At 60.5% G+C, this 9,059-nt stretch carries 8 protein-coding genes; 1 reads left to right on the forward strand and 7 read right to left on the reverse strand.

The window, feature by feature from the left end:
• Positions 1–250 precede the first annotated feature (250 nt).
• The 7 genes from P9A16_RS27865 to P9A16_RS27895 all read right to left on the reverse strand — a co-directional run bounded on the left by P9A16_RS27865 (position 251) and on the right by P9A16_RS27895 (position 7,626).
• Positions 251–1,531 carry a glycerate kinase type-2 family protein gene (locus P9A16_RS27865; protein ID WP_278026232.1) on the reverse strand — a complete coding sequence of 427 codons (1,281 nt, stop codon included), beginning with the start codon at positions 1,529–1,531 and terminating at the stop codon, positions 251–253.
• Complete coding sequence (locus P9A16_RS27870; RefSeq protein ID WP_278026233.1) at positions 1,531–2,217, reverse strand: D-lyxose/D-mannose family sugar isomerase; 687 nt, start codon at positions 2,215–2,217, stop codon at positions 1,531–1,533. Before P9A16_RS27870 ends, P9A16_RS27865 begins: the two co-directional genes overlap by 1 nt.
• 2 nt (positions 2,218–2,219) lie before the next feature.
• Positions 2,220–3,491 carry an MGH1-like glycoside hydrolase domain-containing protein gene (locus P9A16_RS27875; RefSeq protein ID WP_278026234.1) on the reverse strand — a complete coding sequence of 424 codons (1,272 nt, stop codon included), beginning with the start codon at positions 3,489–3,491 and terminating at the stop codon, positions 2,220–2,222.
• A gap of 11 nt (positions 3,492–3,502) precedes the next feature.
• Positions 3,503–4,543: an ABC transporter ATP-binding protein gene (locus tag P9A16_RS27880; RefSeq protein ID WP_278026235.1), complete on the reverse strand. Its 1,041-nt coding sequence runs from the start codon at positions 4,541–4,543 to the stop codon at positions 3,503–3,505.
• Between the two features lie 27 nt (positions 4,544–4,570).
• On the reverse strand, positions 4,571–5,410 hold the full coding sequence (locus P9A16_RS27885; RefSeq protein WP_278026236.1) for a carbohydrate ABC transporter permease: 840 nt from the start codon (positions 5,408–5,410) through the stop codon (positions 4,571–4,573).
• Complete coding sequence (locus P9A16_RS27890) at positions 5,407–6,252, reverse strand: carbohydrate ABC transporter permease (RefSeq protein ID WP_278026237.1); 846 nt, start codon at positions 6,250–6,252, stop codon at positions 5,407–5,409. The genes P9A16_RS27885 and P9A16_RS27890 overlap by 4 nt, the downstream gene beginning before the upstream one ends.
• Positions 6,253–6,357: 105 nt before the next feature.
• The gene (locus P9A16_RS27895) at positions 6,358–7,626 is read right to left on the reverse strand and encodes an ABC transporter substrate-binding protein (protein WP_278026238.1); all 1,269 of its coding nucleotides are present in this window, start codon (positions 7,624–7,626) and stop codon (positions 6,358–6,360) included.
• 238 nt (positions 7,627–7,864) lie between these two features.
• On the opposite strand from P9A16_RS27895, the gene P9A16_RS27900 reads away from it, so the two are divergent.
• Positions 7,865–8,878, forward strand: coding sequence for a LacI family DNA-binding transcriptional regulator (locus tag P9A16_RS27900; protein ID WP_278026239.1), 1,014 nt, complete (start codon positions 7,865–7,867; stop codon positions 8,876–8,878).
• Positions 8,879–9,059 lie beyond the last annotated feature (181 nt).

The following is a 9,059-nucleotide window of genomic DNA, read 5'->3' on the forward strand; positions in this document are numbered from 1 at the left end:
GCCCGATCCCCAGTGATGCGGAAAAGGGTGATCGAGGAAAGTTCTACCCGTTGCCGGTTTTGAATACAGTTTGTGATGCCCATGGCGCGGAAGTGCAGGGTGCATTCTGCCGAAGTTGGTATCTCCGATGTACATCGGCTGCCACTTGTGCGCCTCGAGGCGAAGGACTGCCCGCCGACACGGGAAACGATAGATCATTCCTCGGCCGCGAGCGTTCCTCGCACATATTCCCATGCTGCAACCAGATGTGTTACTGGCCAGGCGTAATTATTACCGCACGGAAATCATTGACGTTCGTCAAGGTGGGCCCCGTGACGATCTGGCTACTTGCCGTCCCGAAGAAGCTATGGGCGTCATTGTTGGCCAACGCCAAGGCAGGGTCCGCACCGATCTGCCGTGCTTGCGCGAGCGTTTCCGGCCCTGCATAGGCACCGGCCACCTCGGCTGCGCCGTCGACTCCGTCAGTATCGCAGGCCAGAACGTGAATGCCGGCGCAGCCGTCGAGTTCCAGCGCGGCCGACAGCACGAATTCCGCATTCGGGCCGCCGACGCCATCGCCGCGCCGGGTGACAGTGCATTCTCCCCCCGAAAGCAGAACGATGGGCCTACCGGAGGATTCGACATCCTTGCGTAGCGCCTTCGCCATGCAGGCCTGTGCGGCTCCCAGGTCTCTTGCCTCTCCTTCAAGGGCATCACCCAGCATCCGCACCTCACAGCCGGACGCCTCCGCCAAATGGCCGGCAATGGATAGGGAATGCAACGGCGAGGCGATGATCCGGGTTTCGGCGGCGGCGAGTCTCGGATCATCGACGGGAATGACCGACGAGGGCCGGTTCAGTGTCGCACGCACGGCCGGCGACACTGCGATCTTATACTGATCGAGAATCGCGAGGGCGTCGGCGGGGGTGCTGCCGTCGCCGGCCATCGGTCCCGAAGCGATCTGCGCGGGGTCGTCGCCGGGAACATCGGAGATCAGCAGCGTCAGCACCTGCGCCGGGTGGCAGGCCGCGGCGAGCCGGCCACCCTTGACCAGGCTGAGATGCTTTCGAACCACGTTCATCTGGCCGATGGGCGCGCCGGAATCGAGCAGCGCCCGGTTCACGCCCATTTTTTCTTCAACCGTCAGGCCCGCCGCCGGGGCGCAGAGCAATGCCGAGCCACCGCCGGAAATCAGCGCAAGCACAAGGTCGTCCGGCGTCAGATCGGAAACGAGATCGAGCAGCCGCTGCGTCGCGGCGACCCCGGCTGCGTCGGGCACAGGATGGGCAGCCTCGACGATTTCGATCCCCGCGCAGTCACGCGCATAGCCGTAGCGGGTGATGACCAGGCCTTCACAGGGCCCATAGTGCGACTCCACAGCCTCCGCCATGCGTGCGCTTGCCTTGCCGGCGCCGATGACCAGCAGCCGGCCCTTTGGCTTTGCCGGAAGGAAGGGCGGTACGACCCGCATCGGATCGGCCGCCGCGACGGCGCGCAGAAAAAGCTCGGTCAAGAATTCCCGAGGGTTCGTGATCTGGGAGGACGTTGCCATCAGCCGAGCCAGCTTCGATAGTCGCTGACCAGCAGGTGCGTCGGCGCGGTGTCCTCCTCGATCTCGGCAAACCGGCCGATCGGTTCGCGAAAGATGTTGTCGGTCTCGTCGTCGTTCACCGTCGAGACTTCGCCGATCAGGACGTCGCCTCCTTCGCCCCAGAAGGCGTGCCAGTCGCCGGGACGCAGCGTCACGCTTTCTCCGGGCACAAGGCGCAGCTTCTCGCCGGGCGCATAGTCGCGCCGGATGCCGTCGCACCATACTGTGCCACCCCGGTCTTCGGCGAAACCGCCTTGATCATTCGATCCATAGAGTTCCACGACGAGCGTCGCCCCGCCGCGATTGATGATATCTTCGGCCTTGATGACATGGGTGTGCATGGGGCTGAGCTGATCCTGCCTGGAAATCAGCAGCTTTTCAGCGTAGCACATCCCTCCGCCGCGCTGCAGGTCGGCCAGAAGCCCGTTCCTGAGCGTGAACAGGAAGAGCCCCATCTCGTCGAAGCGACCGTCTCCGTAGTCGGTGATGTCCCATCCGCAGCGGGCGTCGATGATGTGGCGGGCGGTGTCGGAGCGTTTCCGGAAGTCGTCAGGGCTCCAATAAGCAAAGGGCGGAAGCGTGAATCCGTAGCGGCGGATGAGGTCGTCGGCCGCCGCCATGATCTCGTTGATGCGCGAGCGTTTCATGCTTAAGTCCTTTCCGCACTTAGGATTTCGATCACCATTGCCGCAGTCCAGGTAAAGTTGCTGCCGCCGCAGGGTTCCGCGGTGATCGGATCGTAATATTCGGCGAACCCGCTTTCTTCGATCAGGCGGATGCTGTCGGTTTCGATCCGTTGGGCGATGGCTTCCTGCCCCGCAGCCATCAGGCCGTCGGCGATCATGTAGTTGACGATGAGCCAGACGGGCCCCCGCCAGTAGCGCTTTCCGTCATATTCGGCAGCCTCCGGATCATGGCTTGGGACCATGAAACGCGCAGATTCGGCCAGTGTCCCGATCCGCGCGGCGATGGCGGCGGCGCGGTCCCTGGGGATGGCGCAGAAGGCTGCTAGCAGGCCACCGATCGACGGGCTGTCGACCAGTTTGCTGGCCGCCCTGTCCAAGCACACATACTGCCCCAGCGGGCCGTTCCAAAGGCTTTCGAAAGCCTTGGCTCCGCGCTCGGCAAAGGCGCGCGACTGACGGGCGATCTCGCTTTCTCCCAGGTTGTCTGCGAGCACGGCAAGATCGGCGCAGGAGCGAATAAGTATGGCGTTGAAGCCCGGATCCACCATCCGGAACGGCGACGCGTCGTGAAGCTTCGTATTGTCCCAGCCGAGATTGCGGAAGTGCTCCACAAGCCAGATGTAACGCTTGTACTGCTCGTCCGTCGGCCTGTGCGCCGGGTCGGCATGGGCCGTGTCGCGGCGCTGGAAGGGCGCCACACCCTCCGTGGGAACCCGGGCAAACGCGTCGTCCCAGTCGACGGAGTTGTCGCGCCCCGATTCCCAAGGGTGAATGATGGCCACCAGGCCGGTCCCATGCGGATCCCGGTAGCGGTAGAACCACTCGTGCCACGCATGAATGCGCGGCAACAGGGCGCGAGCCCGATCCGCTGCGAGGACTGGATCGACTGCCCTGTCGTAGATGCGGCGCGCGGCAAAGCCGGCGACTGCGGGCTGGGTGATGCCGGTGGTCGGCACTGGACGGTTCGTCTGCCAAACTTCGGGCCCGGGGAAATATCCGTCATCGGGTTTATGGAAGATGATGTGCGGCACCATACCATCGTCCCACTGATGGGCGAACAGCGTCTCTATCTCGGTCCAGGCACGATCCTCATCGAAACGTGCGAAGCCAATCGCGCTGAGCGCGCTGTCCCAGTTCCACTGGAAGGGATAGAGCCCATGGGTCGGCACGGTGTAGGTGCCGCGGTCGTTCTTGCGCATGACGTCGCGCGCCTGGTCGATCAGGTCCTGTCTCATTGCCTATTCCTTCAGTTGACGCTCAGGGTTGTTGCGGGGTCGAACCAACGGATGCGATCGGGTTGCGGCTGGAGCACGAGGCGATCGCCCGGCCGCACGGTCATGTCGCTGTCCAGCACGGCCCGGAACATCGAGCCGTCCACGTCGCAGGTGACCAGGAGATGGGCTCCGAGAGGCTCAACGATGCGAGCCGTGGCGCCAAAACCTGTTTCTCCGGGACGAACATCCTCGGGGCGGATCGCGAATTTCAGCGGGTTGGAGTGCATTGGGCCCGTCAATTCGGATCCAGCGACGCGCCAGCGGCCCGAACCAACGGGTTCGGCCGGCAAGAAGTTCATGGGCGGATTGCCTATGAAACCGGCGACGAATTCAGCAGCGGGATTGCGATACACCTGGATGGGCGACGCTGCCTGTACGATGCGGCCCTGATGCATGACGCTGATCCGGTCGGCAAGGCTCATGGCCTCAACTTGATCATGGGTCACGTAGATCGCCGTGGTCTTGCTCTCGGCCAGCACGCCCTTCAGTTCTGCGCGCATTTCCAGGCGGAGCAAAGCGTCGAGGTTCGAGAGCGGCTCGTCCATCAAGATAACGTCCGGCTCCATGGCCAAAGCGCGCGCAACAGCGACGCGCTGGCGTTGGCCGCCGGACAATTCGCCGGAGTACCGCTTCAGAAGCTTTTCGATGTGCATCAGCGTCGCAGTTCGCTCGACACGGCGCTTTATCTCGCTATCGGGCACCTTCTTCATGCGAAGGCCAAAGGCTATGTTCTCAAACACAGTCAGGTGCGGGAAAACGGCGTAATTCTGGAACACCATCGCAATGCCCCGGTCCTTCGGTGGCAAGTTGTCGACGCGCCGGCCACCGATCCACACCTCGCCGGTGCTCGCAGTCTCAAGCCCTGCGATGATGCGCAGGAGGGTGGTCTTGCCACATCCGGATGCGCCCAGCAGAACCATGAACTCCTGGTCGGTAATGGTGAGGTTGATGTCATGAAGGGCGGTGTACGCGCCGAAGGATTTTGCGACACTCTTGATAAGAATTTCAGCCATTTGATTAGCTCCTTGAGCTGGCGCCGACTAGCGGTTCGCGATGCCCCACATTGCGAAGAGATATTTGCGCACGGCGAAGATGAAGATCAGAGCCGGCACCACGAGGATGAAACCGCCGGCGAATTTCAGATGGACTGGGGCCTCGCCCAGTTTCTGCAGCAGGAAGGCGGTCAGTGTCCGATGCTCGATCGTCAGCACCGCGGCGGCGAAGACTTCGTTCCAGGAAATCACGAAGGCGAAGATTGCCGAGGCTGTGATGCCGGGCAGGATTAGCGGCAGGATGACTTTGGTGAACGCGGTGAAGCGCGTGCAGCCCAGCGTCCAGGCCGCTTCCTCAAGTTCGAGGGGAATGCCCGAGAACAGTGAGAACGTGATCAGCACCGCGAACGGGATGGCGAGTGTCGTATGCACCAGCGCCAGGCCGAAAACGCTGTCGTCGAGTCCGATGCGGATGAAAAGGACGGCGATGGGCAGCGCGAGCAGCGGCAAGGGGAAGGCGCGCGTCAGAAGAATGAGCATTCTGAATGCGGCCTTGCCGCGGAATTCGAAGCGCGAGAGGGCATAGCCCGCCGGCGCTCCGACCCCAATCGACATCACCATAGTCAACGTGGCGACGATGATTGAATTCTTCAAAGCGCCCAGCATCCCCTCGAACCCGGCGAAGAAGCGCAAGCTGCCGAGATCGAACTCGGGAATGATCGACTTAGGGAAGCTGTTGACCGTCTCCGGCGAGGACAAGGTGTTGACGAAGAGCAGATAGAGCGGAACGATTACCCAGGAACAAAGCAGGGTTATGGAAGCCCAGTACAGGAAGCGCGAGGATTGCCGCGTGCTTGTCGTTTTGGCTGCAATGGCTACGGTGCTCATATCGTGGCTCCTTTGGGGACGCGCAGAACGCGCAGGATGACGAGCGTGAAGACGATCGAGATTGCCAGGACGATGAGCGCGAGGGCTGCAGCGGCGCTGCTGTTCTGCAAGTCGAACTGGTAAGAGTAGATTTGGCTCATCAGAACCGGATAGAGCGAGCCGCCGAGAGCGACCACGACTGCGAATACTTCGAACGCGAGGACGACGCGCAGGATCAGGGCGGTTTGCAGAGAGGGCCTCAGCATGGGCAGCGTGATCTTCAAGAAGCGCTTCCAGGGCGACGCGCCGAAGACCTCGGCCGCCTCGTAGTACTCTTTCGGGATCAGGCCCATTCCGGCAACCAGAATGACGAGCATGATGGCGGTGGCGCGCCAGATTTCCGCCATGGCGATTGCAACGAATACCAGCACGGGGTTTTGGTAGCCCAAGAGCGCTACCGGCTTGTCAACTAGGCCGACGCCGACCATCAACGAATTGAGGAAACCCGACTGTTCGAAAATGGCGAGCCACACGATGCCGGCGGCAAGATCCGAGATGCCGAGCGGAATGGTCCAGACATAAAGGACCAGGTCGCGGCCTGCCTGCATGCGATTGACCATGGTCGCCATGAGGAGCGACAGCGCCAACTGGACGGGAACGACGATTACGGCCAGCAGCAGGGTATTCCTGAGCGAAACCGGGAATTTCCAATAGGCAATCACCTCGCGAAAATTGTCGAACGAAATGCCGGCTGGCGTGGTGAAGGCCTGCCCCGCGACGAGAACGAAGGGGTAGAGAAAGAACAGGCACAGAAACAGTGTGACGGGAAGAATGAACATATAGGGGAGCATTCGGGGATTCATGGAACCACTCCGTTGAAGCTGTTTAAGCGCTGGGAGCGCTTATGGGGAGAGTGCCGTCCGGATCGCCTGACCCGGACGTTCTCAGTGCCGATCGGTCCTTGACGGCTATTCTACGGGGCAGGCGCCTTGCGAAGGCTCGTCCGGAGCCCAACACGGCGCGCCCGTTTCCGTGATGATCTGGCTCAGAACCTGCTTCTGTTCTTCAAGCACGCCCTTGATATCCTGTCCGCCGAGCACGATACGCTCGAAAGCGTCATTATATACGCGGTTGAAGTCGCCTCCCTTATCGCCCAACCCTGTCGGCAGGAGGCCGGGGTTGGCGTCTGCCGACGCAGTCATTGTCGCGACCGCCTTGCCTTCCACCTGGACGGCGAATGGCAGGTCTGAAGGCAATTCCGTATCGATCACGGGGAAGAAGTTCGTGGCGCGCAAGGTTGCGATTTGCGTTTCCGGCTTCAACATATACTTGATGAGAGCCTTTGCCCCATCAACGTCGGCAGCAGTTCGCGGGATTGCGAGACCGGCGAGGACCGGCATGAAGCCGCGCCCTTTAGGGCCGGCCGGCGCCGGGAACGCGACGAAATCGTCTGGCCGGGCATTGAAGGCCTGGGCCAGACGCGAGGTGTGGTCCCAGGCGATCCAGACATCTTCGGAAAGAAGTTGCTCCTGCATGAACGAGAAATTGGTTGATCCGGGATTGGTGTGCGACCAGAGCTCAACGAATTTTTCCCAGGCAACGACTGCGTCGTCGGAACCAAAGGTCCTGACCACGCCGTTGGTGTAGGATGGATAGAGATAACCCTGGAAGAATCGATGCTTCAGGCCCTTTTCCCCTGCGGGGAAGCCGAACTTCTTTTCACCGGTCTCGTTCTCGATATTAGCGGTCCACTGGATCAGCTGATCGTAGCTCAGGGCGTTGATGTCGGCGCCCTCAGGCAGGTAAGCCAATGCCTTCTTGTTGGCCGCCATGATGTAGGTCGCCTGCATCCAGGGAATGTATTGCATGTTGGCGGTGCCCATATGGGCAAGAGCGTTATATGCTTCGCTCTTTGCCGAAAGGCCCAGATCGTCAAGATCTACCAGATCGTCCGCTTTCATGGCGGCAAAATTGCCGTCCAGGGCGCCGAGCACGTCGATTGCACCAGAACCCGCCTGCAATTCGGCCTGCAGGCGGGTGAGCCACGGGCCGTCCTCGTTGGGCTGATAATCGACCTTGCCGTCAAAGCCGTTGAGCACAGTGTCGCGCATCGCCTTGGCTTCTTCCACGGGACGAGCCTGGGTCGACCAGAACAGAACATCTGCGTGCGCGGTAGTAGCGGCGAGGGTCAGGACGATGCCGGCGGAAGCGCTCAGGAATTTGGAAAATTGAGTCATGGTTCCTCCCAATATTGATGTCGAAGGCGACCTCCACGCCGCCCCTCTCGAGAGGCCGCCCAAACTTGGGATCGGAATCCTCTCAATTTCTCGACCATGATATAACGATATATCTTTGTCAAGGCCTTTTCGGTTCCCCGGCGAGGCGAGACTGCGGTGAAGCGCTTCATGTTTCACTTGAAATCTCACAAATAATCGCGATGCTACGCAAGAACGTTATACCAAACGAGCGGATCGCATGACAGAAAAACCGACGCTAAGTACAGTCGCTAAAGCGGCTGGCGTTTCGATCCCGACCGTCAGCCAAGTGTTGCGCGGGACTGGGAGAATTTCGAAACACACGCGCGACAAGGTGTTGCAGGCTGCCAAGGTCCTGCGTTACGTGCCGGATTCCCGTGCGGCGGCGATGCGATCAGGTGAAAACCGGGAAGTCGGCTTCGTCATCAACCAGCTCAAGAACCCTTTTAACGCAGAAGTTATCGGCGGGGCCGTCGATCTGCTAGAGGCCGAAGGTTACCTCGTTTCAATCGTCGATACGCGTGACGACGCCGGTCGCCAGAGCCGCCAGCTAGAGGCCTTCATCCGGCACGGCCGGGGAGGGATGCTGTGGGTTCCTGCAATGGACACGCCCGAGGACAGCTTCGAACTGCTTGCCGCCCATGGCGTACCGACGGTCACCTTTCTGCGCCGCATCAGCAATCGGTTGGATCATGTTGGAATTCGAAACGCTGAGGCGACCGCTGTAGCGACGGCCTATCTCGCGGATCTGGGGCACAGGCATATCGCATATCTGGGCGGAACCGAGATGACGATCGTACGGAAAGAGCGTATCGCAGGATATCATCGGGTGCGGATGGAACGCGGGCTTGCGCCCGGCATCGTTTGGGACTCTGAAGACAACAAACTTGCAGGCCTCGACGCCATGCTGGCTCTACGCGCAACCCATCCTGAAGTCACGGCGATTGTCTGTAACGGCGATATGGTCGCGCTAGGTGCAAGTCTTGCGCTTTACCGTGTAGGCCTAAAGCCGGGACAAGATATTTCGATCATAGGCTTTGACGATATTCAGGACGCCGAGGTCGCAACTCCGCCTCTGACGACCATGGCCGTTTCTCCTTACAAACTTGGTAGGAAACTAGCGAGCGTTCTTCTCGATCGAATCCTGGAGCCGGATATGCCGATCACTGTATCCGAAGTCTCTGCCGAACTCATCGTCAGGCAGACGACCGGAGCCCCACCGTCCAGGACCTAGAACACCAATATACGGCTCACGAGGCAGATAAGTTCCATAAATCTGATTATGCGATTTGTTACTGTAGCCGCAAAGTTAAAGTGTCCTGATCCTGCAAAGTTGGAATGTCACTCTCCCCGGGTTTTGATGACCTGGGAGATTGCGGATGGGATTGATTGCGATGAGCGAGCGCGATCTGCAG

Source organism: Shinella sp. 838 (assembly GCF_029623935.1).
Classification (GTDB): Bacteria; Pseudomonadota; Alphaproteobacteria; order Rhizobiales; family Rhizobiaceae; genus Shinella.